Source organism: Kribbella sp. CA-247076, assembly GCF_050942445.1.
In the GTDB taxonomy this organism is placed as follows: Bacteria; Actinomycetota; Actinomycetes; order Propionibacteriales; family Kribbellaceae; genus Kribbella.
The window spans coordinates 5,046,509-5,070,514 of record NZ_CP192051.1 but is presented as its reverse complement, the minus strand read 5'-3'; the positions used below and the strand labels follow the sequence as shown (position 1 = coordinate 5,070,514).

The window sequence follows — 24,006 nt, the reverse complement described above, 5'->3', positions numbered from 1 at the left end:
TTCGTGTGGTTGCTGGTACGGCAGCGGACGGAAACGGTCACCGGCGTCAGTGCTTCAGGATCTTGCCGAGGAAGTCCTGGGCACGCCGCGAGGTGGGGTTGGTGAAGAACGTCTCCGGAGTGGCCTCCTCGACGATCTCGCCGTCGGCCATGAACACCACCCGGTTCGCCGCGGTCCGGGCGAATCCCATCTCGTGGGTGACCACGACCATCGTCATGCCCTGCTTGGCCAGGTCGATCATGACCTCCAGGACCTCCTGGATCATCTCCGGGTCGAGCGCCGAGGTGGGCTCGTCGAAGAGGATGACCTTCGGGTCCATGGCCAGCGCCCGCGCGATCGCGACCCGCTGTTGCTGGCCGCCGGACAGCTGAGCCGGGTACTTCGAGGCCTGGTTGGCCACCCCCACCCGTTCCAGCAGTTCCATCGCCCGCTGCTCGGCCGCCTTCGGGTCCGTCTTGCGGACCTTGCAGGGACCGAGCGTGACGTTCTGCAGGATCGTCTTGTGCGCGAACAGGTTGAACGACTGGAACACCATGCCGACGTCGGCCCGCAGCCTGGCCAGGGCCCGGCCCTCGCTCGGCAACGGCTCTCCGTCCAGCGTGATGGTGCCCGAGTCGATCGGTTCCAGCCGGTTGATCGCGCGGCAGAGCGTCGACTTGCCGGACCCCGACGGCCCGATCACCACGACGACCTCGCCCTTGTCGATGGACAGGTTGATGTCCTTCAGGACGTGCAGGTCGCCGAAGTGCTTGTTGACGTCGGTCAGTGCCACCAGACCAGTTGTCGTCAAGGTGCCGGAATCGCTCATGGCCAGAACCTAGCGGAGGCCGGGGTGCCGTCGCAGCGCTGGTCGGTTCCACGGTGGTAACGATCTGCAATATGACGAGCAGGCTGTGACGCCACCGTCACAGCCTGCTCGAAATGAGCCTCAGCAGCAGCCGCCGGCCGCGATCGTGCCCGCCGTCGGCGGTTCCTTCACCGCGGCCTCCACCTCGGCCAGCATCCGCTGCCGGGCCGTGGGCGAGATCACCCGGCCGCGGGTGACCACGGTGTGGATCCGGCGGGTGTTGCGGATGTCGGTCAGCGGATCCGCGTCGAGTACGACGAGATCGGCGACCTTCCGCGGTTCGACCGAGCCCAGGTCGGCCCGCATCCCGAGGAACTGGGCCGGCTCGACGGTGGCGGCGTACAGGGCCTGGCGTGGGGTCGCGCCGGCGGAGACGAGGTGCTCGAGTTCGTCGTGGAGGGCGAATCCGGGGACGGAGTACGGCGTACCGGTGTCGGTGCCGGCCAGGATCGGGACGTCGTGGTCGAACAACTCGCGGACGAAGCGCTTCCGCCACGCCCACATCCGGCGCTGCCGGGCGATCTCCTCGGCCGGCCGGTTGGGCTTGTAGAGGGTGTCGATGGCGTACTCGTAGCTGAAGACCGCGTCGGCGCTCAGGTACTTCGCCAGGGCGGGGTCGAGGGCGCTGTAGTCGGGCTGGTCGAGCACGTTGTGCATGGTCAGCGTCGGCGTGACCCGGGTGCGGTTGCGGCGCAGCGTGCCGAACACGTCCGCGGCACGGGCCCGGCTGAACGTGTTCGCCGCGATCCACTCGATCGGATGCAACTGCCGGAACCAGGAGTTGTAGTCTCCCGCGGAGACGGTGATGTCGCGGACCATCCGCCGTACGTCGGCCTCTCGCGTGGAGACCGCGAGGCCGAGGGAGTGGATGTGCTCGATGCTGCGCTGGCCGGCGTTGCTGACCTGCTTGGTGGTGAGCTGGTCGGGTCCGTGGCCGTGCACGGTCAGGCCGGTGCGGCGGGCCTCGTCCAGGATGGCGGCGTACGCCGTGGGGCTCAGGCGCGAGTAGACCTTGACGAAGTCGGCGCCCTCGGCCTTCACCCGGCGTACGGCGGCGCGCGCGGACGGCCCGTCGTCGACCACGATGACCTGGATCAGGTTCGGGTCCCAGAGGGTCGGGTCGCCGTCGATGATGTTGCTGCCGACCATCATCCGCGGGCCGAGCAGGGTGCCGGCCGCGATCCGGTCCCGCCACTGGTACAGGAGCGGGTTGGTGCCGGCCATCTCGCGGACCGTGGTGACGCCGTTCGCGAGGTACAGCGGGGGAGACACCCGCTCGTCGCCGATGCTGTGGACGTGCATGTCGGCCAGGCCCGGGATGACGAACTTCCCGGTCAGGTCGAGCTCGACCGCGCCGCGTGGGATCGGCAGGTGGCGGCCGACACCGGTGATCCGATCGCCGACGATGAGCACGGTCTGGTCGCGATGCCGGCGGCCGGTCGCGACGTCGATGACGGTCACGTGCGTGAGGGCGGTGACGCGCCGGCGCCCGGAGGCTTGGGCGTTGCCGGTGGTGAAGGTCGCGCCGCCGGCGATCACGGCGGCGCTGGCGGCGGTACGGGCGAGGAACTGACGGCGAGAACTGTTCATGCCCATCACTATTCTGCCCACGGGCTCGCGGGTCAGGGGTAGCAGGCCGCCGGTCCCAGGTAGGGGAATGTCTACCGCGGCACGTACTCTAGGTGGCTGTCATGCGTACTTACGAGGTCCGCACCTACGGGTGCCAGATGAACGTCCACGACTCCGAGCGCCTGCGCGGGCTGCTCGAGGACGCGGGCTATGTCCGCGCGCCCGAGGGTGACCAAGCCGACGTGGTCGTCTTCAACACCTGTGCGGTCCGGGAGAACGCCGACAACAAGCTGTACGGCAACCTCGGGCACCTCGCGCCGGTGAAGGCCAAGAAGCCCGGCATGCAGATCGCCGTGGGCGGGTGCCTGGCGCAGAAGGACAAGGCGTCGATCACCAAGAAGGCGCCCTGGGTGGACGTCGTCTTCGGCACGCACAACATCGGCTCGCTGCCGGTGCTGCTCGAGCGGGCCCGGGTCCAGGAGGAGTCGCAGGTCGAGATCCTCGAGTCCCTCGAGGTGTTCCCGTCCACGCTGCCCACCCGCCGCGAATCGCCGTACTCGGCCTGGGTGTCGATCAGCGTCGGGTGCAACAACACCTGCACGTTCTGCATCGTCCCGGCGCTGCGGGGCCGGGAGAAGGACCGCCGTCCGGGGGACGTACTCGCCGAGGTCGAGGCGCTCGTGGCCGAGGGCGTGCTCGAGGTGACGCTGCTGGGTCAGAACGTGAACTCGTACGGCGTCGAGTTCGGTGACCGCTACGCGTTCGGGAAGCTGCTGCGCGCCTGCGGGGCGATCGACGGGCTGGAGCGGGTTCGCTTCACCTCGCCGCACCCACGGGACTTCACCGCCGACGTGATCGAGGCGATGGCCGAGACGCCGAACGTGATGCCTTCGCTGCACATGCCGCTGCAATCCGGGTCCGACCGGGTGCTGAAGGCGATGCGGCGCTCGTACCGGCGGGACCGGTACCTGAAGATCATCGAGGACGTGCGCGCGGCGATGCCGGACGCGGCGATCACCACCGACATCATCGTCGGGTTCCCGGGGGAGACAGAGGAAGACTTCCAGGGCACGCTGGACGTGGTCCGGCAGGCCCGGTTCTCCGGCGCCTTCACCTTCCAGTACTCCAAGCGTCCCGGGACGCCGGCGGAGTCGATGGACGAGCAGGTCCCGCGCGATGTCGTCCAGGACCGGTACGAGCGGCTGGTCGCGTTACAGGACGAGATGGCGTGGGAGGAGAACAAGAAGATCGTCGGGCGGTCGCTCGAGGTGCTCGTGGCCGAGGGGGAGGGGCGCAAGGACGCCGCCACCCACCGGCTCAGCGGGCGCGCTCGCGACAACCGGCTGGTCCACTTCGCGCTCCCCGAGGGCGTCGAGGCGCCCCGACCGGGTGACGTGGCAACGGTCGAGGTCACGTACGGCGCCCCGCATCACCTGGTCGCGGACGTCTTCGGATCGGTACGACGGACGCGCGCCGGCGACGCGTGGGAGCGGGCGCAGGACACGCCGGCCGCCGCGGGCACGCCGGGTGTGATGCTCGGGATGCCGACGATCGGCGCCAAGCCGCTGGAGCCGGCCGCCGGCGGCTGCCAACCCGCGTGACCGACAAGCTTGCTCCGGATGCGCGGCCGTTTGCGGCCGGGCGGGATGCTGACGTCTACGCGTTGGACGGGGAGTGGGTGTTGCGGCGGTATCGCAACGGGCATCCGGTGCGCGACGAGGCCGACTTCATGCGGCACGTCGCTCAGTACGACTACCCGGTCCCGGCCGTCCGCGAGGTGGCTGGCCCAGACATGGTCATCCAGCGGCTCGACGGGCCAACGCTCGCGGACGCGGCGATCGCCGGGGACCTGACAGCGACCGAGGTCGGCGAGATCCACGCCGACCTGCACCGCCGGCTACAGGCGATCCCCGCCCCGAGCGGTACGCCGGGTCTGGTCGTCGTCCACGGGGATCTCCACCCGCAGAACGTGATCGCGACCGCCGGCGGCCCGGTCGTCATCGACTGGCGCAACGCGGTCGAAGGCACCCCGGCCTTCGACGTCGCGATGACCGCGATCATCTTCGCCCAGGTCGCCCTCGAGCCGTCCTTCGAAGCACTGAGCCCGATGCTGCGTGAGGCCCTCGCGGTCTACCTCGCCAACTCCATCGACCCGACGCCGGGCCTCCCCGACGCGCTCGCCGAACGCGGGCGCAACACCACCCTCACCCCGGAGGAGCTGGCGCTGCTACCCGCGCAGGACGAGCTGATCAGGTCGTTCCTCTAGGCACTCAGGAACTGGCTGGGCTTCAGCGGACGCGCGACGATCCGCAGCTCGCCGATGTGCCCGGCGAAGGCCTGCTCGATCACGTTGTCGTAGTGGTTCGCCCCGACCAGCCACGGCTTGCCCGCGGTGGCGAGCCCGCTCGACGGAGTCGCCGGGTTCCGGAGCAGCGGCGACGAGTCGACGTACAGGGTGGAATGCCGGCCGTCGTTGACGACCGCGAGGTGGAACCACTCGCCGGCGACCTGCTCGTGGCCCCAGTTGGTGAAGGTGTCGTTGCGGTTGACCGGGTACACCGCCCACTGCACCTGGCGGCCGCCGGAGAAGCCGAGGTTGACGACCGGCTCGGACGGGTCGCTGCCGGTCTTGCCCGCGTCCGCACCGGTGCCCATCCGGCTCAGCAGGCCTTGCCACGCGTGGTCCGCGCCGTCGTCGGTCAGCTTGACGAACGCCTCGATCGTGTAGCCCCGGGTGAACGTCATCGCGTTGAGCGGCGCGCCGTCCGCCGTACGCAGGTAGCTCCCGCGGGCCGGCCGCTTGCCGCCGGCAAACAACCAGCTCGCGTGCCCCGGCTGATCCGGGTGGAACTCGGCAGACGCGGCGACCCCGTTGCCCGACAGGTCCACGCGGGTCAGGTGGTTGCCCAGTCCGGATTGGTCGGTCACCTTGTCCGCGAGCGGTCCGTCGAAGCGCCAGTACGCCGCCGTCCCCGGGATGACGAGCTGCCTCGCCGGCCGCGCCGGGCGGACCGGGACCGGGGCGAACCCGGCGAACCGCTGCTCGAAGTCGAGCGGCACGCTGAACCGGTTGGTGTCGTCGGTCAACTCGATCTCACCTTCGGCCAGCTCGGTGCGCCGGGCCGGGTCCTGGCCGATGATCCACGGCGAGACCGTCTCGACGTCGATGGTGTTCCGGGCCAGGTCGAAGTGGTACAGCCGGATCATCGCCGAGCCGCCGTAATACCGGTCCTGGTAGTTGGTCAGGTGCAGGTGTACGTCGTTGCCGGCGGCATTCTTCCGGGTGACCCGACCGGGCGGCCAGTAGTGCCCGTTCAGGGTGAGGAACACCTGGTCGTTGTCGTTGATCAGCTGGTCCCAGACGCGGTTGCCGTGGTCGCTGAAGTACGCGGTCGGGTTGCCGTGATCGGCGTTCACCAGCTCGTGCGTGGTCAGGATCACCGGCAGCCGCGGGTGCGCCGCGATCACCCCGCGGGCCCAGGCGAAGCTCGCGTCCGACGGCCGCCAGTCCATGGCCAGCAGCAACCACTGCCGCCCGGCCGCGCGGAACACGTGGTAGCTGTTGTACCCGTTCGGCGTCGACCCGCCGTACGTCGCCATCCGCCGGAACCGCTGCGGTCCGAACGTCCGCAGGTACGCCGAGTCGCCGCGGCTGTCGTCCTTCGACGCGTCGATGTCGTGGTTGCCGGCGAGCACGGAGTACGGCATCCGAGCGCGGTCGAGAACCTTGAAGACCGGGTCGGCCTGGGCGAACTCGGACGCCTGCGCGTTCTCGACGATGTCGCCGAGGTGCGCGGTGAACACGATGTTGTCGTGCTCGCGCTGCTCGATCAGATACTCGAAGCTGGCGATCAGCGGCGCCGAGTCACCCCGGTCGAGGTCGAACAGGTACTGCGTGTCCGGTACGACGGCCAGCGTGAACCGGGGGTTGTCCGTGTCGGGCCGCCCCGCGGACATGGACCCGGCGTCGGTCCCGGTCCTTGCATTGGCTGCCGTCGTGCTGCCCGCTGTCGCCGAGTTTGCCGCGGCCTCGCCGGCCCCGAGGACGCCGGGCGCGATCACCGCGCCGGCCCCGAGTGCCCCCGCCTGCAACAGCCGCCGCCGGCTGGTCCCGTCGTACCGCTCGTTCATCCCGCCTCCAGAGCTCGCTGACACAGCAGGGAACTCTAAAGCGGTTCAGCCCCTCACCCGGTAAACGCGAAGCGAACGTTGACCGCCGCCGCCCGGTGGTGTGAACAGGTTCTGGTGGGCGTCGACAGGTAATAACGTGTGCACATCCACCGCGGCCTGGTCATACCCCCGATCGCTGACCGCCGGCATGTGCTTCGGGTCAGTGCGGTTGGGGGGCTCAGAACCCGTGGGCGATCACCGCGGGGAGACCGCCGCCGTACAGGCCGGCCAGGACGCGTGCCTCGTGCGGGACCACCGGATCGGGCAGCTTGCCGAGCGAGAACCAGTCGAGCCCGTCAGCCTTGCCCGGCTCCATCGACCGCGGTTCACCACTCCACTTCGACGCCGTGAAGAAGAAGTCCACCCGCTCGTCGATCGGATCCCCGTTCCCGCCGGTCCGGTGCATCGCGGTCACCGGCACGAGATCTTCCGGCGCGATCTCCACGCCGACCTCCTCCCGCACCTCCCGAACGGCCGCCGCGAGCACCGACTCCCCCTTCTCCACATGCCCGGCCGGCACCGCCCAGTACCCGTCCATATAACCGGTGTTGGCCCGCAGCAACATCAACACCTCGTCCCCCCGCCGCAACACCACATAAGCCGCCGGCACCACCCGAAACCGATCCATACAACCACCCTATGCACCCCCACCGACGGTAATACGAGAAAGGACACCGCTGCGCGGCGGCTGCCCTGTCGGCGCCTCCGGCGCGCGCAACCCGTGGATGCTGGCCAATCCGATCGGCGGACGGCTGCGAGCAGGCGGGCGGCCGGGTGTGATTCCTGTGCGACCGGACTGCGGTGAGCCTGGCGTGGGCGCGAGATGCCCAAAGGACTCGTCGGCATCGTGGATCGCGACGGCACCTAGCGCTGGCTGTGTGGCGTGCGCTTTGCGGGGCTCGAGTTGGGGGCCGGGGGCTCGGGACTGTTGCCGGCGTCCTCGATCGTCGTCGAGCGGAGAGTCTCGAGCAGCTCCGGATCGGCGTGGACCTGGGCGGTGTTGCGCCACTCCGTGATCAGCTGCAGCGCAGGAACCGACGACCCGACTTCTTGACCGGCGCTCATGACCTCGATCAACTCTCGGACGAACTCAGTGCGGTCGGCCGTGGGAAGGAACCGCATCCAGGGAAAGACCTGCGGCAGTACGTCGAGCAGGTGCGTCGAGCGCATCACCGGGTCGCTCATGATCGCTCGCAGCAGCCGGGTCGCGACCTCGACGAGCTGATCGTCCTGGTCGGCCCGGGCCGCCGTGGTGAGGATCAGGTCGTCCTCCGTGCCCCGCCGATGTACTCGCAGCGCACGTCCTCGCTTCAGCTTCTCGACGGTCTCGGTCGGTCGCTGCAGCAGGTCGGTGAAGGTGACTTCCGGAAGCTCGGCCATACCTCAAAGGTAGTTACTAGGTCCGAGGGGAGCAAGCAGCGGGCTTCGTGTTCTAGTAGTTCGACATCATGTTTCGGGGTGGGTGTCGGATCGGGTGGGGGGCGTTCGTTGTAGGGGTGACCGACAGATGGGAGAGCGTGATGCAGTACTTCGTTTCGGTGATTGACGACAGGACCAACTCGGCGACTTCGGACGAGATGGCGGCTATCACTGCGTTCAACGACGGCGTGCGGGCCGCGGGGCACTGGGTGTTCGCGGGTGGGCTCAGCTCGCCGACGACGGCGACCGTGATCGACAACCGGGGTGGGGAGCCGTTGTTCACCGACGGGCCGTTCGTGGAGTCGAAGGAGTACCTCGCGGGGTTCTGGATCTTCGAGGCGCCCGACCTGGACGTGGCGCTCAAGCTGGCCGCGGACGGGTCGAAGGCGTGCAACCGGAAGGTCGAGGTGCGGCCGTTCCTGTGAGTACGGCGGACGTCGAGCAGACGATCACCCGGGTCCATCACGAGGAGTGGGCGCGGGTGGTCGCCGCGCTCACCAGGCGCTTCGGCGACCTGGACATCGCCGAGGAGGCGGCGGCGGAGGCGTTCGCGACGGCCGTGGCGCGGTGGCCGGACGACGGCGTACCGCCGAACCCGGGCGCCTGGCTGACCACGACCGCGAACCGCAAGGCCATCGACCGGATCCGGCGCGAGAGCAAGCGCGACGACAAGCACAGGGAGGCTCAGATGTTGTCCGACGACCCGCCCGAGCCTCTCGGGGTGATCGACGACGAGCGGCTCCGGCTGATCTTCACGTGCTGCCATCCGGCGCTCGCGATGGAGGCCCGGGTGGCGCTGACGCTGCGGATGATCGGCGGGCTGACCGTGGCCGAGATCGCCCGCGCGTTCCTGGTGCAGGAGAACACGGTCGGGCAGCGGATCACCCGGGCGAAGGCGAAGATCAAGGCGGCGCGCATCCCGTACCGCGTGCCGGCCGCGGAGGACCTGCCGGGCCGCGTGTCCGGCGTACTCGCCGTCCTGTTCCTCGTCTTCAACGAGGGCTACCTGGCGTCCGGGCCGGACACCGATCCGGTGAGGCACGAGTTGACCGCGGAGGCGATCCGGCTGACGCGGCTGATCCGTGCCTTGATGCCGGACGACGGGGAGGTCGCGGGGTTGCTGGCGTTGATGCTGCTCACCGAGGCCCGTCGTACGGCGCGCGTCTCGGCGACCGGGGAGCTGGTGTCGCTCGACCAGCAGGATCGTGGTGCCTGGGACACGGCGATGGTGGCCGAGGGCCATCAACTGGTCCGTGAGCGGCTGGCCGCGGGGGAGGCACCGGGGAGGTACCAGATCCTTGCCGCGATCAACGCCGTACACACGGATGCGCGCGACGTCCGCGACACGGACTGGTCGCAGATCGTTGCCCTGTACGACCAACTCGTCCGGGTCGATCCGTCGCCGATCGTCGCGATGAACCGGGCGATCGCGGTGGCCGAGCTGGACGGGCCGGAGGTGGCGCTGGCGGCGGTCGAACGCCTCGACGGGAAGCTGGCCGGCTATCACGCATACCAGGCGACCCGGGCCGAGCTGTTGCGCCGGCTGGGCCGCAGCCGGCAGGCCCGGGAGGCGTACGACCAGGCCATCGCCCTGGCCGGCAACACCGCCGAAACCGCCTACCTCACCCGCCGCCGCGACCAACTCGGCTGACATCCGGGCCGCCGGTCAGGTAGCAGCCGGAGGTGGACGTGCCGGAGGGCCGCAAGCGGGTGCCTGCGGCCCTCCAGGTGGTGTGATCAGGCGGGGCGGTTCGGGTTGTCGGGGATGTCGTCGTTCTGGCCGTCGAGACCGTCGAGACGGTTCTTGGCCTGGTCGACACCCTGGTCGATCTTGTCGCCGTACTTGCCGCCCGTCTTGTCGTCGACCAAGTCACCGGCCTTGTCCAGACCCTGGCCCACCTTGTCGCCGTGCTGGTCGACCAGGTCGCCGGCCTTGTCCTTCAGGTCCTCAGCCTTGCCCTTGAACTTGTCGAAGATGCCCATCGCCGGGGCTCCCATTCCTGCGTAGTTGAATGCTTACAGACAGCTAACGGTGATCTTCGCACCTCGTACGCCGGAACTGTGGGATCTCCGCTGTCCTGAAATCAGACGCCGGAGTCGGGCTCGGACTCGACGTCCCCGCCGGACTCCACGTCACCGCCGGATTCGACGTCTCCGCCGGACTCGACGTCACCACCACTGAACTCGACATCGCCGCCGCTGCGCTTCAGCTGGTCGGCCTGCTCGTCCTCCCCCAGACCCAGTGCGTCCTTGGCCTCGTCGGAGCCTTCCTCGAACGGATTCGTCACGTCGTTCATCCTCCCGTATGAGTGTTGCGATCTCCAGAGTTCCTACCGAACAGTCAGGGTCAACCACAAGGTCCGCGGCACCCTCTTGTCCAAGACTTCAACCGCGCACTGACACACTGGAGCGATGGCCGAACCACTCGTCGTCGCGGTCGTCGGTCCCACCGCGGCCGGCAAGTCCGACCTGTCCGTTGCCCTGTGCAAACGCCTCCGCGGCGAGGTGGTGAACGCCGACGCCATGCAGGTCTACCGCGGGATGGACATCGGTACGGCGAAGATCGGCCCGTCGGAGCGCGACGGCGTACCGCACCACCTGCTGGACCTCCTGGACGTGACCGAGACCGCGACCGTGGCCGAGTTCCAGCAGCTGGCCCGGGCGGCGATCGACGACTGCATCAGCCGGCGGACCACGCCCGTTCTGGCCGGCGGGTCGGCGCTGTACGTCCGGGCGATCCTGGACGACTTCGTCTTCCCGGGCACCGACGCGGCGATCCGGGAGCGGCTCGAGCAGGAGCTCGCGGAGATCGGCTCCGGGGCGCTGCACGCCAGGCTCGCGGAGAAGGACCCGGCCGCGGCCGCGCAGATCCTGCCGAGCAACGGCCGGCGGATCGTCCGGGCGCTCGAGGTCATCGAGCTCACCGGCGGACCGTACGTCGCCACGCTGCCCGAGCACCACTACGTCTACCCGGGGGCCGTCCAGCTCGGCCTCGACGTACCGCGGCCGGAGCTGGACGAGCGGATCGGCCGCCGGGTGGACCGGATGTTCGACGCGGGATTCGTGGACGAGGTGCGAGATCTGCTGAACAAGGGTTTGCTTGAGGGGAGGACGGCCAACCGTGCCCTCGGCTACTCGCAGGTGATCGCGCTGCTCGACGGCGAGATCAGTGAGCGGGAGGCGCGGGAGCGGACCGCGCAGTCCACCCGCCGGTTCGCCCGGCGGCAGGACTCGTGGTTCCGTAAGGACCGTCGCATCACCTGGCTCCGGTACGACGACCCCGATCTGGTGGAGAAGGCACTGAACGTGATAGCCGAAGGCAACCGAACCGAGGGCGACGGCGTAGTCGGGATGGAAGAAGGCCTGGGGGCCAGAGATGCGAGGGGGTGACCGTGAGGCCGAGTTCCGCGAGTATCTGCTCGCGGACCGAACCCGACTGATGAGGACGGCGCTGCTGCTCACCGCGGGTGACGTGCACACCGCCGAGGACCTGGTCCAGACCGCCTGTACGCGCGTCTACGTGCACTGGCACCGGATCCGGCACGAGGGCGCGGGACCGTACGCGCACCGCATCTTGGTCAACGCGTTCCTGGACGAACGCCGGCGGGCCGGCCGCCACCCGGAGGTGGTGACCGCGGAGACGTTCGAGCCGCGGCTCACCGACGAGGTGGACCCGGTGGACACGCTCGCGGTGCGGCGGGCGCTGCTGGAGCTGGCACCGCGGCAACGCGCGGTCCTGGTCCTGCGGTACTTCCAGGACCTGGACGTGGCCAGTTGCGCGCGGATCCTGGAGTGCACCGAGGGCACCGTGAAGAGCCAGACCGCCAAGGCCTTGAAACGACTGAAGGATCTGATGAGCGAGGAAACGGATCCTGCGACGGGGAGTAACTGAGCCCGACCGGGGCGGGGAAGAGAGAAACTGTGGACGACGTGAAGAAACTGCTGGAGGGGTTCGCCGACCAGGTGGCCGACGGACTCCCGCCCGCGGACATCGAGGCCGATGTCAGCCGCGGCCGGCGGGCCCTGCGCCGGATCAAGCGGCGCCGCCGGGTGACCGGCGTACTCTGCGTGGCCGCGGTGTCGGCCGCCGTCCTCGCGGTCGGCAACCAGGTGAAGTGGTGGAACAACGGCAGCACCGAGGTCGCCACCGGCGACGGGGAGAAGACCTCGCAGGCGCCCGCGACCGCGTCCGGCGCCGTGACGCCGACACCGATGATCGCCGAGGGCAGTGAGACGGTGTCGACGTTCGGCACCCCGACGGTCCAGCTGGTGGCGAACCGGCAGCCCTGGAACACGATCGGCTGCACGCTCGCGCCGAGGGGCTGGACGCCGGAGCTCCCGATCGCGCGGGACCGCGTCGTCCTGTCCCGGTCGACGACGCGGACCGCGGACACCGCCACCAAGGTGGTGCTGCACTCGGCGGCGACCGCGCAGAGCCTGACCTCGGTGCGGGTGAAGGACGAGGGCGGCAAGGCCTTCCACCTCGGCACGCTGGACGGGCGCGCCGCGGGTCAGGTGAAGCTCGCCGACCGGTGGCTCCTGGTCGAGCTCCCGGCCGGCAGCCTGGAGTGGAACGACGAGCTCCTGCAGCGCTTCCTCGCCTCCTGCACCGTCAACTGACCGCCTGCGCCGGCAACAACCGCGCCCCTCCACCGTCAAGCAACCGAGTCCCTGCATCGTCAACCAGCCGCGCCACGACTGGCGCAACCGGCGACTTCGGGATAGGCAAGGGCTTGTCCCTGTCCGTCGACGCCTGCGGGAGTACCCGGTGACACCGAAGAAGCTGGTCGCATCCCTGTCTGCTGGTGCGCTTGTCCTGTCCGTCCTGACCGCGAGCAACGCCACCGCGCGTCCACCGCAGCCGCCGGTCAAGACGCCGACCTCGATCGGGTTCGGCGGTGCCGTCTCCTCGGTCGACCCGGAGGCCACGAAGGTCGGGCTGGACGTCCTGCGCCGTGGCGGCAACGCGGTCGACGCCGCCGTGGCCACCGCGGCCGCCCTCGGCGTGACCGAGCCGTACTCCGCCGGGATCGGCGGCGGCGGGTACTTCGTCTACTACGACGCGAAGAGGCGGAAGGTCTCCACGATCGACGGCCGCGAGACCGCGCCGGCCCGGATGAGGATCGACTCCTTCGTCAACCCCGCGACCGGTCAGCCGTATCCGTTCGCGCAGCTGGTCACGTCCGGCCTGTCGGTCGGCGTACCCGGGACGCTGGCGACCTGGGACTCCGCGCTGCGGAAGTGGGGCTCGCTGTCGCTCGGCAAGGCGCTGAAGCCGGCCGCGGAGCTGGCCGATCGCGGCTTCGTCGTCGACCAGACGTTCCGCGGCCAGACGCTGGACAACAAGGCCCGGTTCGCGCAGATCGTGCCGACCGCGAAGCTGTTCCTGCCGAACGGCGACGCGCCCGTGGTCGGGTCCGTGTTCAAGAACCCGGATCTGGCCGACACCTACGAGCTGATCGGGAAGAAGGGCCTGTCGGCGTTCTACGGCGGCAAGCTGGCGGCCGAGATGGCCGCGACCGCCCAGAACCCGCCGAAGACCGCGAACGCAGAGCTCCCGGTGTTCCCCGGCCTGCTGACGACCGCCGACTTGGCGAAGTACCGAGTGATCGACCGCGCGCCGACGAAGGTCCGGTACGACGGCCTGGACGTCTACGGGATGGCGCCGTCCTCGTCCGGTGGGACCACGGTCGGCGAGGCGCTGAACATCCTGACGCCGCAGAAGATCCGGCGGATGAGCACTCCGCAGGCCCTGCACACCTACCTCGAGGCGTCCGCACTGGCGTTCGCCGACCGGGGCGCGTACGTCGGTGACCCGGCCTACGTCGACGTACCGACGAAGGAACTGCTCTCGCGCGGCTTCGGCGCCGAGCGCTCCTGCCTGATCAACCCGACCACCGCACTCGCCAAGCCGCTGCAGGCCGGATCGCCCGACGGGTCGTACGAGCGGTGTGCGTCCGGTGTCCCGACGGCTCAGCGGCCGGACACCGAGGGGCTGTCGACCACGCACCTGGTCGCCGCCGACCGGTGGGGCAACGTCGTGTCGTACACGCTGACGATCGAGCAGACCGGCGGTAGCGGCATCACCGTGCCGGGTCGTGGTTTCCTGCTGAACAACGAGCTGACCGACTTCTCCGCCGCACCGAACCCGGCCGACCCGAACCGGATCGAGGCGGGCAAACGGCCGCGGTCGTCGATGTCGCCGACGATCGTGCTGCGCGGCGGTAAGCCGTTCCTGGCGCTGGGTTCGCCGGGTGGCTCGACGATCATCACGACCGTCCTGCAGACGCTGACGAACCGGCTCGACCGGGGTATGACGCTGCCGCAGGCCGTTGCCGCGCCGCGGGCGTCGCAGCGCAACACGGCGACCGTGACCGCCGAGCCGCCGTTCATCGACGCCTACAAGACCGCGCTCACGCCGTACGGGCACGTGCTGGTCCCGTCCGGTGACGCGTTCACCTCGGCGGCGGAGATCGGCGCGGTCGCGGCGCTGGAGTTCCTGCCCGGTGGCGCGATCCTGGCCGCAGCCGAGCCGACGCGCCGAGGCGGCGGCTCCGCCGGCACCGTCTGGGAAATCTACCCCCGCTAGATCGTGGTGATGATCGCGGCGACCAAGGCGACCCGTTCGGCCAGGGTCGCCGCGATCACCTGCTCGTGGACGGCGTGCGCGCCCTTGCCCAACGGGCCCAGGCCGTCCAGCGTCGGCACCCCGAGCCAGCCGGTCAGGTTGGTGTCCGCTGCCCCCGACGCGGCCGCACCGCCGACCTTCTGCCCAACCGACCGTCCTGCTGAGGCGACCTTCGCCAGCAGCTCGTCGACCGCCGCCGACGTTTGCCACGCGGGCCGACTCGATATCACCTGGATGTTGAGTACGGCGTGCTCCCGCGCCGCCTGTAGCCCGGTCACCGCGTCGAGGACCGCACGCTCCGTCTCCGGATCGACGAACCGGAATCCCAGCTCAGCCGAAGCCCTTCCCGGTACGACGTTCGTCCGGCCACCACCCGCGATCGTGCCGACGTTGCACAGCACCTCGTCGTACTCCGAGACGAGTGCGCGGACCGCGATCAGCTGGTCGACGAGCTCGTCGATCGCGGACACCCCGCTGCTCGTGTCCAGGGCGGCGTGGGCCTCCCGGCCGGTGACCTCGATCCGGACGCGGGTGCTGCCGCGACGGGACGTCTTCAGATCGCCGTTCGGATGTGGCGGCTCCAGGCCGAAGGCGGCGACCACGCCGGCCGACTCGGCGGTGACCAGCTCGCGCGCCGACGGCGAACCGACCTCCTCGTCGGCGGTGACGATCACGCGCACGGGCCGGTGGTCCTGATCGGCCACCTGCTCGAGTGCGGTCTCCAGGACGACCAGGCCACCCTTCATGTCGAAGACGCCAGGGCCGTGGATGACCCCGTCCTCCTCGCGCCACGGCATCTGCTCCAGCTGGCCGATCGGCCAGACGGTGTCGTGGTGACCGAGGAAGAGCAGGGGAGCGTCGCCGGCTCGCGGTCCGCGGCCGGGGAAGTCGGCGACCACGTGGTCGCCGGTCGGCGCCGGGACCCGGCGGGCGGTGCCGCCGAGCTCGCCGTACCGGAGCACCAGGCGGTCGGCGAAGGCGTTCAGCGCGTCGACCGCGCCGGTCGGCGTCTCGTGCTCGGCGTACTCCCGCAGGCGCTCGATCAGGCTCATAGATAGTCAACGTATCATCATTCGGTCATCGATTGACTCCCTCTGTCCACGAGGGTTTTACTCAGGGCAGTGTCAAGATCCGTTACGTATCTTTGAAGGAGGCCGCGGTGGAGTTCCGGCCCGTCACGCTCACCACTCCGGAGCGGTTCGCGGAGGCGACCGTGCTGTACCGCCAGGTCTTCGGCTACCAGGACCCGGACTACGCGCTGAACCCGCGGCTCCTCGGCGCCCTGGTGAGCAACGGCGGCTCGGTCGTCGGCGTCCTGGACGAGCACGACCGGCTGGTCGCGTTCGCGTACGGCTTCTGTGGGACCGACCGGCGCGGCTTCTACCACTACTCCCAGTCGGCCGTGGTCGATGCGAACCACCAGGGCCACGGGCTCGGGCGCCTGCTGAAGCACGCGCAACGCGAGGTGGCGCTCAGCCACGGCATGACGCGGATGCGCTGGACCTACGATCCGTTCCAGATCCGCAACGGGCACTTCAACCTCGACGTCCTCGGCGCCCGCGGCCGGTGGTACTCCCCGGACATGTACGGCCCGGGCGGCGACCGGGTGATCATCGAGTGGGACCTGCGTTCCACGCCGCGTCCACCCGAGGTCCTCGACCTGGAGCTGACCGAGGCCGACTGGGGCGTCATGGGCGGCTCCGGGGACCGGCCGTGGCTGGCCCTGCCGGACGACCCGGCCGCGGTCACGCCCGACATCGCCGAGCGGGTGCGGCAGGGCTTCACCGACCTGCTCGGCAAGGGCCTGGCCGCCGACTCGTGCCGCCGCCTGCCGAACGGGACCGGCGTCTACCTCTTCGGGGCGGTGAGCGATGTCTGAGGATCTCAACCGCGAGCTGACCAGCCCCCAGGAGCGGTACGACGCCCGCCTGCAACGCCGGTCGTCGACGATGCTGCAGCGCCGCGTGGTCGAGCAGGAGCGCGCCTCGATCGAGGCGGCCCTCGACCGGATCCTGGCCGACGACTCGATCGCCCAGGCGGCGGCCCGGATCGTCGCCGCGCGCCGGCGCTTCATCGTCGGCTCGGCCAAGTCCTTCTCGTACGCCTCGCTGCTCGCCTTCGACCTGAGCGCCGGCCTGTCCCAGGTCACGCTGATCGACGGCACGGTGGTGCGCGGCGTCGACGTCCTGTCCGACGTCCGGTCGAGCGACCTGATGGTGGCATTCTCGTTGCGCCGCTACCGCCGCGACACCGTCGAGATCGCCCGGCGGTTCGCCGAGGCCGGCGGCGAGCTGGTGGCCGTGACCGACTACGAGGACGCACCGCTGGCGAAGATCGCCGACCAGTGCATCTACGTCGCCACCGGCAGCGCGTCGTACGTCGACTCGCCGACCGTCGTCGCGTCCGTGCTGCACGTGCTGGCGACGCTGACCACCGCGAGTGCCAAGGGAGCCCGCCGGCGACTCGGCGAGCGCGACCGGCTGAACACGGAGTTGGGGCTGTATGTCAACTGAGCTGAAGGTCACCGCCGCCCGGCTGCACCGCGTCCGGTTGCCGCTGGTGCACGCGTTCCGCACCAGCTCGCACCGCAAGACGGAGCTGGACCACATCCTGGTCGAGCTGGAGGACGCGTCCGGAGCGGTCGGCTGGGGCGAGATCGCGTCGCCCACCGATCCGTACTACGCGTCCGAGACCGTCGAGACCTGCTGGCAGGTTGCCGAGCGCTACCTGCTCCCGGCCGTGCTCGGCCAGTCGTGGAAACGGCCGGAGCAGGTCTCGCAGCTGTGGTCGAAGGTGCGCGGCAACCAGTTCGCCAAGGCCGGGGTGGATGTGGCCGCGTGGGTGCTTTGGGCTTCTCTGCAAGGCGTTCCGCTCGCGCAGGCGCTCGGCGGCACGCGGACCGAGGTCACCGCCGGCGTCTCGCTCGGGATCGAGCCGACGATCGGCGACCTCCTGACCGAGGTACGCCGTCAGGTCGCGGCCGGCTATCCGCGGGTCAAGCTGAAGATCGCGCCGGGGTGGGACGTCGAGCCGGTCCGTGCCGTCCGGGCGGACTTCCCGGACCTGGATCTCCATGTCGATGCCAACGGCATCTACACCGAGTCGGTCGAGCACCTGACCGCACTGCGGGCGCTGGACGAGTTCGAGCTGACCATGATCGAGCAGCCGTTCGCCCCGCGGAACCTGCTCGCGCACGCGCGCCTGCAGCGGCACCTGGTGACGCCGATCTGCCTGGACGAGAGCGTGGAGACCCTCGACGACCTCGAGACGGCGCTAGCCCTGGAGGCCTTGCGGGTGCTCAACATCAAGGTCTCCCGGATGGGCGGCCTGACCACCGCCAGGGCCGCGCACGACCGCGCGCGGCAGGCCGGCCTGCCGGTCTGGTGCGGCGGAATGCACGAGTTCGGCATCGGCCGGGCCGCGAACGTGGCCATCTCCAGCCTGCCCGGTTTCACCCTCCCCTCGGACGTGTCCGCCTCGGACAAGTACTACGCCCACGACGTGATCACGCCCGCGGTCACGGCCGACCACGGCGTCGTACAGGTGCCGACGGCAACGGGTCTCGGCCACCAGGTCGACACCGGCCTGATCGCCGCGCACACCGTGGCCACGCTCGCACTCTGACAGAACAGGACCCCGCATGAGCCAGGACCAGACCAGGACCGAGACGGCGAACGCTTACCAGGTGGACGTGGCCCCCGGTCGCCGTCGCCTGCTGAACGCGCTCGCTGGCGCTGGCCTGGTGACGTCGATCGTCGCCGGGCTGCTCACCGACGGCCCGACGTTGTGGGGCCTGCTCCCGATCGTCCTGTACGCCGTGCTCTGCCTGCTCGGCATGGACATCGTCGTCGGCACGGTCGTCGCGGTGCTGTCCGGCGTACTGATCGCGGGCCTGAGTCCGATCAAGACCGGCACCCTGCTGGGGGAGTCGCTGGCCGACTCGGTGACCGCGATCGGCCTGATCATCGTGCTCGGTGCCGGCGTCGGCGAGGTGCTCCGGGTCACCGGCGTCGCCTCGACGATCGTGTCCGGCGTGATGCGGGTCGCGGGCGATCGCAGCCGGGTGGCGGTCGTGCTCGGCGTGATGATCGCCTGCCTGATCCTGGTCGCGAGCCTCGGCACGCTGGCCGGGGCGCTGGCGGTCGCGGCGCCGATCGTGCTGCCGATCACCGCCCGGCTCGGCTACACCCGGGCGGCGACCGCGTCGATGATCTTCATCGGCGGCTGCGCCGGCCTGACGGTGGCGCCGTTCGCCGGCTCCAACGTCGCGATCATGACCGCCGCCGACGTCGACTACCTGACCTACCTCGGGTACGGCGCCGGGCCACTGGCGCTGCTGTCGCTGGTGCTCGGCCCGTTCGTGGTGGCGTTCATCCAGCGCCGGACCACCGGAACGGGCGACGACTACGACCTGTCCGAGCTCGTGTCCGACGACAGCGCGACGACCGCCCGGTCACCGCGGCTCGCGACCGCGACGTTCCTCGTCGTCCTGCTCGCGTCGGTCGTCTACGCGACGATCACCGAGGCGGGCACGAGCTTCCCGCTGCTGGCCCTGCCGCTGCTGGGGATCGTCACCGGCTTCGCGGGCCGGCTGGGAGCGCGGGACATCGCCGAGCACATGTACCGCGGCGGCGCCAAGTTGATCAGCATCCTGTTGCTGTTCTGGTTGCTCGCGGCCCTGTTCGCGCTGATCGACCAGCTCGCGCCGTTCCAGGTGATCCTCGACGAGCTGGGGCCGGAGATGGCCACGATCTCCGGCTTCGGGGTGGCGATCGCGGTCGCGCTGCTCGGCTGGGTCGGCGTACCCGGCGCGACGGCGGCCCAGGTCGTGTTGCTGGACAAGGTGTTCGGGACGCTGGCCGCGAGTGCGGGCGTCGGCCCGGCCGCCTGGGTCGTCGTACTGCTGTTCGCGTCCAAGGCCGACACCTACGGGCCGTTCCCGAACGCCAACATGGTCGGCGCGATGGGCCTGGCCAGATCGTCGGACCTGAAGAGCATGCTCATCACCGGCTGGATGCTGCTCCTGCCCGCCTGCGTCATGTACGCCGTCATCCTGCTGGTGACGACATGATCGCGATCACCGGCGGCCAGGTCGTGGACGGCACGGGCACGGACGCCGTCCCCGCGACCGTGCTCGTCGACGGCGAGCGGATCGTCGACGTCGTCGCTCCGGACACGGTCGTCGCCGACGCCGACGTGATCGATGCCGCAGGCAACATCGTGGCACCGGGTTTCGTCGACCTGCACTCGCACGCGGACTTCACCGCGCAGACCTCGCCGGACGCGACCACCCAGCTGTACCAAGGCGTCACCACGCTGGTCACCGGCAACTGTGGCTGGTCCCCGTTCCCGATCACCGACCTCGAGCAGATGAAGGCCGGTACGGCGTTCCTGGCGCCCGAGCACGACTGGTCGTGGCGGGACACGGGTGGCTTCGCCGAGGCGGTCGGGCGGGACGGGCTAGCGGTGAACCTCGCGCTCCAGGTCGGTCACTCGTCCCTGCGCCTCGCTGTCATGGGCGGCGCGGAGCGGGCGCCGTCGGCGGACGAGTTGCGGCAGATGCAGGACCTGCTCCGCGAGGCGGCCGATCAGGGCGCGGTCGGCTTCTCGACGGGGCTGATCTACGCGCCCGGCACGTTCGCCTCCGAGGAGGAGGTCGCCGCGCTGGTCGCAACAGCGGGGGAGTGCGGGCTGCTCTACTCGACCCACATCCGCAACGAGGGCGCGCAGTTGCTCGCCTCCCTCGACGAGGCGATCTCCGCCGCGCGGGCCGGTGGCGCACGGCTGGAGGTCTCGCACCTCAAGGCCGTCGGCGCAGCGAACCACGGGCTCGTCACCGCTGCCCTCGAGCGCCTCGACCAGGCCCGCGCCGACGGAGTGGACGTCACCTGGGACGTCTATCCGTACACGGCCTCGAGTACGACGCTCACCGCACGCCTACCCACCTGGGCGATGGCCGGCGGCACGGCCTCTTTGCTCGCGCGCCTCGCGGATCCGGCCGAACGGGAGCGGATCGCCGTGGCCTTGCGCACGGACAGCGGGCTCGCGCCGGAAGCGGTCGTGATCGCCTCGCTGCCGCCTGGACGCTACGAGGACTGCCGCGGCCGCAGCCTGGCCGAGATCGCCCGCCGCGACGACGTGGACGCCGCCGAGGCGATGCTCCGGATCCTCGAACACCACCGGGCCGCGGTCAGCGTGGTCAACCACGCGATGAGCGAGGACGACGTGGTGACGGTCCTGCAGCACCCGTGCACGAGTGTCGCGAGCGACGGCTGGATCCTCGCGGCCGCCGGATCCGGGCATCCGCATCCCCGCAACTTCGGCACGTTCCCGCGCGTCCTCGGCCGGTACACGCGCGATCAGGGGGTGCTGTCGTTGCCGGAGGCAATCCGCCGGATGACCTCGCTGCCCGCCTCCCGGCTGGGTCTCGGCGATCGGGGTGTGCTGACGGCCGGTGCGATCGCGGACGTCGTCGTCCTCGACCCGGATCGGGTGGCGGACCGGTCGACGTACGACGATCCGTGGCAGTTGTCGGTCGGCATCGAGCACGTTCTCGTGGCGGGCGTCCCGGTGCTGGCGGACGGCGTACCGACCGGTCGCCGGCCGGGGCGCGTGCTCAGCGGTTCTTGAACCTGCGGGGTCCGTTCGGCAACGGCGGCGGGGCCGACGGCGGCTGGGCGGCCGCGCTCTCGAGCCAGCCGTCGTACTCGGTCAGCACTTCCTCCACCACGGCGCGGTCCACCGCGTCCAGGACGACGATCCACGGGTGGTCCTCGTCGTCGTCCTCACCGTGGAACCGCCCTCGCCGGACCGTACCGCCCAGCCGCGCAGCGACCGCCTCGGCGTCCTCCTGCTCCCAGAAGTAGGCAATCAGCTCCATGGGACACACCGTACGATCTACCGCATGAGCACCTTCGCCTGGCTGAAGGGGCACGGCACCGAGAACGACTTCGTGCTGCTGCCCGACCCCGACGGATCGGTCCACGGGGAGCTGGACGCGAGCCTGGTGCGCTTCCTCTGCGACCGGCACGCCGGGATCGGGGCCGACGGCGTCCTGCGGGTGATCGAGGGTGGCAAGCAGTCGTACGTCGAGGACGGCGGCGACTGGTTCATGGACTACCGGAACGCCGACGGTTCGATCGCGGAGATGTGCGGGAACGGGATCCGCGTGTTCGTCCGGTATCTGGTGGACGCGGGGCTGGCCGGGGACAAGCCGGTCCGCGTCGGGACCCGCGCGGGGGGCAAGGACGTCGTGCTGAACGACGACGGCACGCTGACCGTGGACATGGGCGAGCCCGTGTTGCCCGGTCCGGCGGGCATCGTGGTCGAGGCCAACGGCCACCAGTGGCCGGCCACCCACGTCGACATGGGGAATCCGCACGCGGTCGCGTTCGTGGACGACCTGAGCGAGCCCGGTCACCTGGTCGACCAGCCGCTGTGGACCCCGGCCGAGGCGTTCCCGTCCGGGGCGAACGTGGAGTTCGTCGTACGCCGGGGGCCGAACGAGGTCGAGATGCGGGTGCACGAGCGGGGCGCGGGGGAGACACGGTCGTGCGGGACGGGTACGTGCGCGGTCGCGGTGGCGGCGGCCCGGCAGGCTCGGCAGGAGCGGCCGGTCACGTACCGTGTCGGCGTACCCGGCGGTTCGATCACGGTGACGTGGCGGGAAGACAACCACCTGGAGATGACCGGGCCGGCCGTCGTACACGCTCGCGGGGAGTTCGATCGGGCCTGGATTCCGGTCTGATCGGGAATTCAGCCCGGGCGTGGGGCGTTGACGTGGGAAATCGGGTCGCTTGTACTGGTGGCCCGTGCCACGATGGAAGGTATATGACGACCCATTCACATTCTTACGACGAGACCACCGACGTCGAACTCGACCTCATTGAGGGCGATGACTCCGGCGATTCGTTGACGGGTCGCGACCCGGAACCGTCCACCGAGGGCCTGGATCTCGAAGAGCGCCAGGCGCTGCGCCGCGTCGTCGGCATGTCGACCGAGCTGACCGACATCAGCGAGGTCGAGTACCGCAAGCTGCTGCTCGAGCGGGTGCTGCTGGTCGGCGTCTGGACCGAGGGCAGCGCCGAGGACGCGGAGAACTCGCTGACCGAGCTGAAACTGCTCGCCGAGACCGCCGGCTCCGAGGTGCTCGACGGCGTGATCCAGCGCCGCAAGCGGCCCGACCCGGCGACCTTCATCGGCTCCGGCAAGGTGACCGACCTACGCGAGCTGGTCGCCTCGCTCGGCGCGGACACCGTGATCGCCGACGGCGAGCTGGCGCCCGCGCAGCTGCGCAACCTGGAGGACCGGCTCAAGGTCAAGGTGGTCGACCGGACCGCGCTGATCCTGGACATCTTCGCCCAGCACGCGAAGAGCAAGGAAGGCAAGGCGCAGGTCGAGCTGGCCCAGCTGCAGTACATGAAGCAGCGCCTGCGCGGTTGGGGTGGCAACCTGTCCCGCCAGGCCGGTGGACGCGTCGGCGCGGCCGGCGGCGGTATCGGCGGCCGTGGTCCCGGTGAGACCAAGATCGAGACCGACCGGCGCCGGATCAACACCAAGATCGCCAAGCTGCGGCGTGAGCTGAAGGACCTGAAGGGCAAGCGGTCGACGCTGCGCCAGGAGCGCCGGCGCAACGCGATCCCGTCGGTCGCGATCGCGGGCTACACCAACGCCGGCAAGTCCTCGCTGCTGAACAGGATCACCGGTGCCGGGGTGCTGGTCGAGAACGCGCTGTTCGCGACCCTCGACCCGACCACCCGGCGGACGACCACGTCCGACGGCCGGGTGTACACGTTCACCGACACCGTCGGGTTCGTCCGGCACCTGCCGCACGACATCGTCGAGGCGTTCCGCTCCACGCTGGAGGAGGTCGCGGACGCCGACCTGCTGCTGCACGTGGTGGACGGTTCGCACCCGGACCCGCTGGCGCAGATCCAGGCGGTCCGCGAGGTGCTGGCCGAGATCGGCGCCACCGACGTCCCCGAGATCGTCGTGATCAACAAGGGCGACATCGCCGACCCGCTCGCGCTGGCGCCGATCCTGCACCGCGAGTCCCGGGCCCTGGTGGTGTCGGCACACACCGGCGAGGGCATCGACAAGCTGCGCTCGCTGGTCGAGGCCGCCCTGCCGCAGCCCGACGTCGCCCTCGACCTGCTGCTGCCGTACGACCGCGGCGACCTGGTCTCCCGGATCCACTCCGAGGGCTCGGTCGACCAGCTCGAGCACACCGCCGACGGCACCCGCGTCAGCGCTCGCGTCCACCCGGCCCTGGCCGGCGAGCTCACGCCGTACCAGGTCGCGACGGCGCAGTAGACCGGCAGTAAGCCGCGAACGAGAAACGGCCCCGGGATCTCCCGGGGCCGTTCTCCGTGGT

The 24,006-nt window shown here is 70.2% G+C and carries 24 protein-coding genes; 15 read left to right on the top strand and 9 right to left on the bottom strand.

The genetic code is table 11. The features are described from left to right. Window positions 1-46: 46 nt before the first annotated feature. Both ACQPYZ_RS23770 and ACQPYZ_RS23765 read right to left on the bottom strand, forming a co-directional pair. Entirely contained in the window at window positions 47-808 is a 762-nt protein-coding gene (locus tag ACQPYZ_RS23770) for an amino acid ABC transporter ATP-binding protein (RefSeq protein WP_433159972.1), read from the bottom strand. 120 nt (window positions 809-928) lie between these two features. Further along, entirely contained in the window at window positions 929-2,437 is a 1,509-nt protein-coding gene (locus ACQPYZ_RS23765) for an amidohydrolase family protein (protein ID WP_433159969.1), read from the bottom strand. Between the two features lie 101 nt (window positions 2,438-2,538). Between ACQPYZ_RS23765 and miaB the strand changes: the two genes are divergently transcribed. Together miaB and ACQPYZ_RS23755 are read left to right on the top strand one after the other, a co-directional pair. Then, complete coding sequence (gene miaB / locus ACQPYZ_RS23760) at window positions 2,539-4,017, top strand: tRNA (N6-isopentenyl adenosine(37)-C2)-methylthiotransferase MiaB (RefSeq protein WP_433159967.1); 1,479 nt, start codon at window positions 2,539-2,541, stop codon at window positions 4,015-4,017. Further along, on the top strand, window positions 4,014-4,682 hold the full coding sequence (locus ACQPYZ_RS23755; protein WP_433159964.1) for a phosphotransferase: 669 nt from the start codon (window positions 4,014-4,016) through the stop codon (window positions 4,680-4,682). The genes miaB and ACQPYZ_RS23755 overlap by 4 nt, the downstream gene beginning before the upstream one ends. Here the strand turns inward: ACQPYZ_RS23755 and ACQPYZ_RS23750 are convergent. The 3 genes from ACQPYZ_RS23750 to ACQPYZ_RS23740 all read right to left on the bottom strand — a co-directional run bounded on the left by ACQPYZ_RS23750 (window position 4,679) and on the right by ACQPYZ_RS23740 (window position 7,966). Next, on the bottom strand, window positions 4,679-6,547 hold the full coding sequence (locus ACQPYZ_RS23750; protein WP_433159961.1) for a LamG-like jellyroll fold domain-containing protein: 1,869 nt from the start codon (window positions 6,545-6,547) through the stop codon (window positions 4,679-4,681). The two genes, ACQPYZ_RS23755 and ACQPYZ_RS23750, sit on opposite strands and share 4 nt — an antisense overlap. A 217-nt stretch (window positions 6,548-6,764) precedes the next feature. Beyond that, window positions 6,765-7,214 carry an NUDIX hydrolase gene (locus ACQPYZ_RS23745; RefSeq protein ID WP_433159958.1) on the bottom strand — a complete coding sequence of 150 codons (450 nt, stop codon included), beginning with the start codon at window positions 7,212-7,214 and terminating at the stop codon, window positions 6,765-6,767. Between the two features lie 236 nt (window positions 7,215-7,450). Continuing rightward, complete coding sequence (locus ACQPYZ_RS23740) at window positions 7,451-7,966, bottom strand: hypothetical protein (RefSeq protein ID WP_433159956.1); 516 nt, start codon at window positions 7,964-7,966, stop codon at window positions 7,451-7,453. Between the two features lie 140 nt (window positions 7,967-8,106). Here ACQPYZ_RS23740 and ACQPYZ_RS23735 point away from each other — a divergent pair, with 140 nt between their 5' ends. Both ACQPYZ_RS23735 and ACQPYZ_RS23730 read left to right on the top strand, forming a co-directional pair. Then, on the top strand, window positions 8,107-8,430 hold the full coding sequence (locus ACQPYZ_RS23735; RefSeq protein WP_433159954.1) for a YciI family protein: 324 nt from the start codon (window positions 8,107-8,109) through the stop codon (window positions 8,428-8,430). Then, complete coding sequence (locus ACQPYZ_RS23730) at window positions 8,427-9,656, top strand: RNA polymerase sigma factor (protein WP_433159951.1); 1,230 nt, start codon at window positions 8,427-8,429, stop codon at window positions 9,654-9,656. The genes ACQPYZ_RS23735 and ACQPYZ_RS23730 overlap by 4 nt, the downstream gene beginning before the upstream one ends. 86 nt (window positions 9,657-9,742) lie before the next feature. Here ACQPYZ_RS23730 and ACQPYZ_RS23725 read toward each other — a convergent pair whose 3' ends face one another. Together ACQPYZ_RS23725 and ACQPYZ_RS23720 are read right to left on the bottom strand one after the other, a co-directional pair. Further along, window positions 9,743-9,988, bottom strand: a complete 246-nt coding sequence (locus tag ACQPYZ_RS23725) for an antitoxin (RefSeq protein WP_433159948.1) — start codon at window positions 9,986-9,988, stop codon at window positions 9,743-9,745. Window positions 9,989-10,089: 101 nt separating this feature from the next. Next, window positions 10,090-10,293, bottom strand: coding sequence for a hypothetical protein (locus ACQPYZ_RS23720; protein WP_433159945.1), 204 nt, complete (start codon window positions 10,291-10,293; stop codon window positions 10,090-10,092). Between the two features lie 124 nt (window positions 10,294-10,417). Between ACQPYZ_RS23720 and miaA the strand changes: the two genes are divergently transcribed. From miaA to ggt, 4 genes are all read left to right on the top strand, one after another. Continuing rightward, entirely contained in the window at window positions 10,418-11,395 is a 978-nt protein-coding gene (gene miaA, locus ACQPYZ_RS23715) for a tRNA (adenosine(37)-N6)-dimethylallyltransferase MiaA (RefSeq protein WP_433159943.1), read from the top strand. Further along, the gene (locus ACQPYZ_RS23710) at window positions 11,382-11,897 is read left to right on the top strand and encodes a SigE family RNA polymerase sigma factor (protein ID WP_433159941.1); all 516 of its coding nucleotides are present in this window, start codon (window positions 11,382-11,384) and stop codon (window positions 11,895-11,897) included. Before miaA ends, ACQPYZ_RS23710 begins: the two co-directional genes overlap by 14 nt. Window positions 11,898-11,935: 38 nt before the next feature. After that, complete coding sequence (locus ACQPYZ_RS23705; protein ID WP_433159938.1) at window positions 11,936-12,625, top strand: hypothetical protein; 690 nt, start codon at window positions 11,936-11,938, stop codon at window positions 12,623-12,625. A 148-nt stretch (window positions 12,626-12,773) separates the two neighbouring features. Then, window positions 12,774-14,594, top strand: coding sequence for a gamma-glutamyltransferase (gene ggt / locus ACQPYZ_RS23700; RefSeq protein WP_433159936.1), 1,821 nt, complete (start codon window positions 12,774-12,776; stop codon window positions 14,592-14,594). Here the strand turns inward: ggt and ACQPYZ_RS23695 are convergent. Beyond that, entirely contained in the window at window positions 14,591-15,685 is a 1,095-nt protein-coding gene (locus ACQPYZ_RS23695) for a M20/M25/M40 family metallo-hydrolase (protein ID WP_433159933.1), read from the bottom strand. The genes ggt and ACQPYZ_RS23695 overlap by 4 nt on opposite strands. Before the next feature lie 107 nt (window positions 15,686-15,792). On the opposite strand from ACQPYZ_RS23695, the gene ACQPYZ_RS23690 reads away from it, so the two are divergent. The 5 genes from ACQPYZ_RS23690 to ACQPYZ_RS23670 are packed head-to-tail and all read left to right on the top strand — an operon-like array spanning window position 15,793 to window position 21,263. Next, on the top strand, window positions 15,793-16,512 hold the full coding sequence (locus tag ACQPYZ_RS23690) for a GNAT family N-acetyltransferase (RefSeq protein WP_433159930.1): 720 nt from the start codon (window positions 15,793-15,795) through the stop codon (window positions 16,510-16,512). After that, window positions 16,505-17,146 (top strand): MurR/RpiR family transcriptional regulator, encoded by a 642-nt coding sequence (locus tag ACQPYZ_RS23685; protein ID WP_433159927.1) that lies wholly within the window; start codon window positions 16,505-16,507, stop codon window positions 17,144-17,146. The genes ACQPYZ_RS23690 and ACQPYZ_RS23685 overlap by 8 nt, the downstream gene beginning before the upstream one ends. Further along, on the top strand, window positions 17,136-18,257 hold the full coding sequence (menC, locus tag ACQPYZ_RS23680) for an o-succinylbenzoate synthase (RefSeq protein WP_433159925.1): 1,122 nt from the start codon (window positions 17,136-17,138) through the stop codon (window positions 18,255-18,257). The genes ACQPYZ_RS23685 and menC overlap by 11 nt, the downstream gene beginning before the upstream one ends. A 16-nt stretch (window positions 18,258-18,273) precedes the next feature. Further along, window positions 18,274-19,704 (top strand): Na+/H+ antiporter NhaC family protein, encoded by a 1,431-nt coding sequence (locus ACQPYZ_RS23675; protein WP_433159922.1) that lies wholly within the window; start codon window positions 18,274-18,276, stop codon window positions 19,702-19,704. Next, entirely contained in the window at window positions 19,701-21,263 is a 1,563-nt protein-coding gene (locus tag ACQPYZ_RS23670) for an N-acyl-D-amino-acid deacylase family protein (RefSeq protein ID WP_433159919.1), read from the top strand. The genes ACQPYZ_RS23675 and ACQPYZ_RS23670 overlap by 4 nt, the downstream gene beginning before the upstream one ends. On the opposite strand, the gene ACQPYZ_RS23665 is transcribed toward ACQPYZ_RS23670, so the two are convergent. After that, window positions 21,250-21,513 carry a hypothetical protein gene (locus ACQPYZ_RS23665; protein WP_433159916.1) on the bottom strand — a complete coding sequence of 88 codons (264 nt, stop codon included), beginning with the start codon at window positions 21,511-21,513 and terminating at the stop codon, window positions 21,250-21,252. The genes ACQPYZ_RS23670 and ACQPYZ_RS23665 overlap by 14 nt on opposite strands. A 24-nt stretch (window positions 21,514-21,537) precedes the next feature. Here ACQPYZ_RS23665 and dapF point away from each other — a divergent pair, with 24 nt between their 5' ends. After that, a complete protein-coding gene (gene dapF, locus ACQPYZ_RS23660; protein ID WP_433159913.1) occupies window positions 21,538-22,380 on the top strand; it encodes a diaminopimelate epimerase in 843 nt (280 codons plus the stop codon). A gap of 83 nt (window positions 22,381-22,463) precedes the next feature. Next, window positions 22,464-23,945: a GTPase HflX gene (gene hflX, locus ACQPYZ_RS23655; protein WP_433159911.1), complete on the top strand. Its 1,482-nt coding sequence runs from the start codon at window positions 22,464-22,466 to the stop codon at window positions 23,943-23,945. The last annotated feature ends 61 nt before the right edge of the window (window positions 23,946-24,006 follow it).

What these genes read in the sequence shown, in the direction of transcription:
- dapF (WP_433159913.1), top strand. Translation starts at nt 21,538, where the DNA reads ATGAGCACCTTCGCCTGGCTGAAGGGGCACGGCACCGAGAACGACTTC.
- ACQPYZ_RS23685 (WP_433159927.1), top strand. Translation starts at nt 16,505, where the DNA reads ATGTCTGAGGATCTCAACCGCGAGCTGACCAGCCCCCAGGAGCGGTAC.
- ACQPYZ_RS23765 (WP_433159969.1), bottom strand. Translation starts at nt 2,437, where the DNA reads ATGAACAGTTCTCGCCGTCAGTTCCTCGCCCGTACCGCCGCCAGCGCC.
- miaB (WP_433159967.1), top strand. Translation starts at nt 2,539, where the DNA reads ATGCGTACTTACGAGGTCCGCACCTACGGGTGCCAGATGAACGTCCAC.
- menC (WP_433159925.1), top strand. Translation starts at nt 17,136, where the DNA reads ATGTCAACTGAGCTGAAGGTCACCGCCGCCCGGCTGCACCGCGTCCGG.
- ACQPYZ_RS23735 (WP_433159954.1), top strand. Translation starts at nt 8,107, where the DNA reads ATGCAGTACTTCGTTTCGGTGATTGACGACAGGACCAACTCGGCGACT.
- ACQPYZ_RS23725 (WP_433159948.1), bottom strand. Translation starts at nt 9,988, where the DNA reads ATGGGCATCTTCGACAAGTTCAAGGGCAAGGCTGAGGACCTGAAGGAC.
- ACQPYZ_RS23695 (WP_433159933.1), bottom strand. Translation starts at nt 15,685, where the DNA reads ATGAGCCTGATCGAGCGCCTGCGGGAGTACGCCGAGCACGAGACGCCG.
- ACQPYZ_RS23670 (WP_433159919.1), top strand. Translation starts at nt 19,701, where the DNA reads ATGATCGCGATCACCGGCGGCCAGGTCGTGGACGGCACGGGCACGGAC.
- ACQPYZ_RS23750 (WP_433159961.1), bottom strand. Translation starts at nt 6,547, where the DNA reads ATGAACGAGCGGTACGACGGGACCAGCCGGCGGCGGCTGTTGCAGGCG.
- hflX (WP_433159911.1), top strand. Translation starts at nt 22,464, where the DNA reads ATGACGACCCATTCACATTCTTACGACGAGACCACCGACGTCGAACTC.
- ACQPYZ_RS23740 (WP_433159956.1), bottom strand. Translation starts at nt 7,966, where the DNA reads ATGGCCGAGCTTCCGGAAGTCACCTTCACCGACCTGCTGCAGCGACCG.
- ACQPYZ_RS23710 (WP_433159941.1), top strand. Translation starts at nt 11,382, where the DNA reads ATGCGAGGGGGTGACCGTGAGGCCGAGTTCCGCGAGTATCTGCTCGCG.
- ACQPYZ_RS23675 (WP_433159922.1), top strand. Translation starts at nt 18,274, where the DNA reads ATGAGCCAGGACCAGACCAGGACCGAGACGGCGAACGCTTACCAGGTG.
- ACQPYZ_RS23665 (WP_433159916.1), bottom strand. Translation starts at nt 21,513, where the DNA reads ATGGAGCTGATTGCCTACTTCTGGGAGCAGGAGGACGCCGAGGCGGTC.
- ACQPYZ_RS23770 (WP_433159972.1), bottom strand. Translation starts at nt 808, where the DNA reads ATGAGCGATTCCGGCACCTTGACGACAACTGGTCTGGTGGCACTGACC.
- ACQPYZ_RS23745 (WP_433159958.1), bottom strand. Translation starts at nt 7,214, where the DNA reads ATGGATCGGTTTCGGGTGGTGCCGGCGGCTTATGTGGTGTTGCGGCGG.
- miaA (WP_433159943.1), top strand. Translation starts at nt 10,418, where the DNA reads ATGGCCGAACCACTCGTCGTCGCGGTCGTCGGTCCCACCGCGGCCGGC.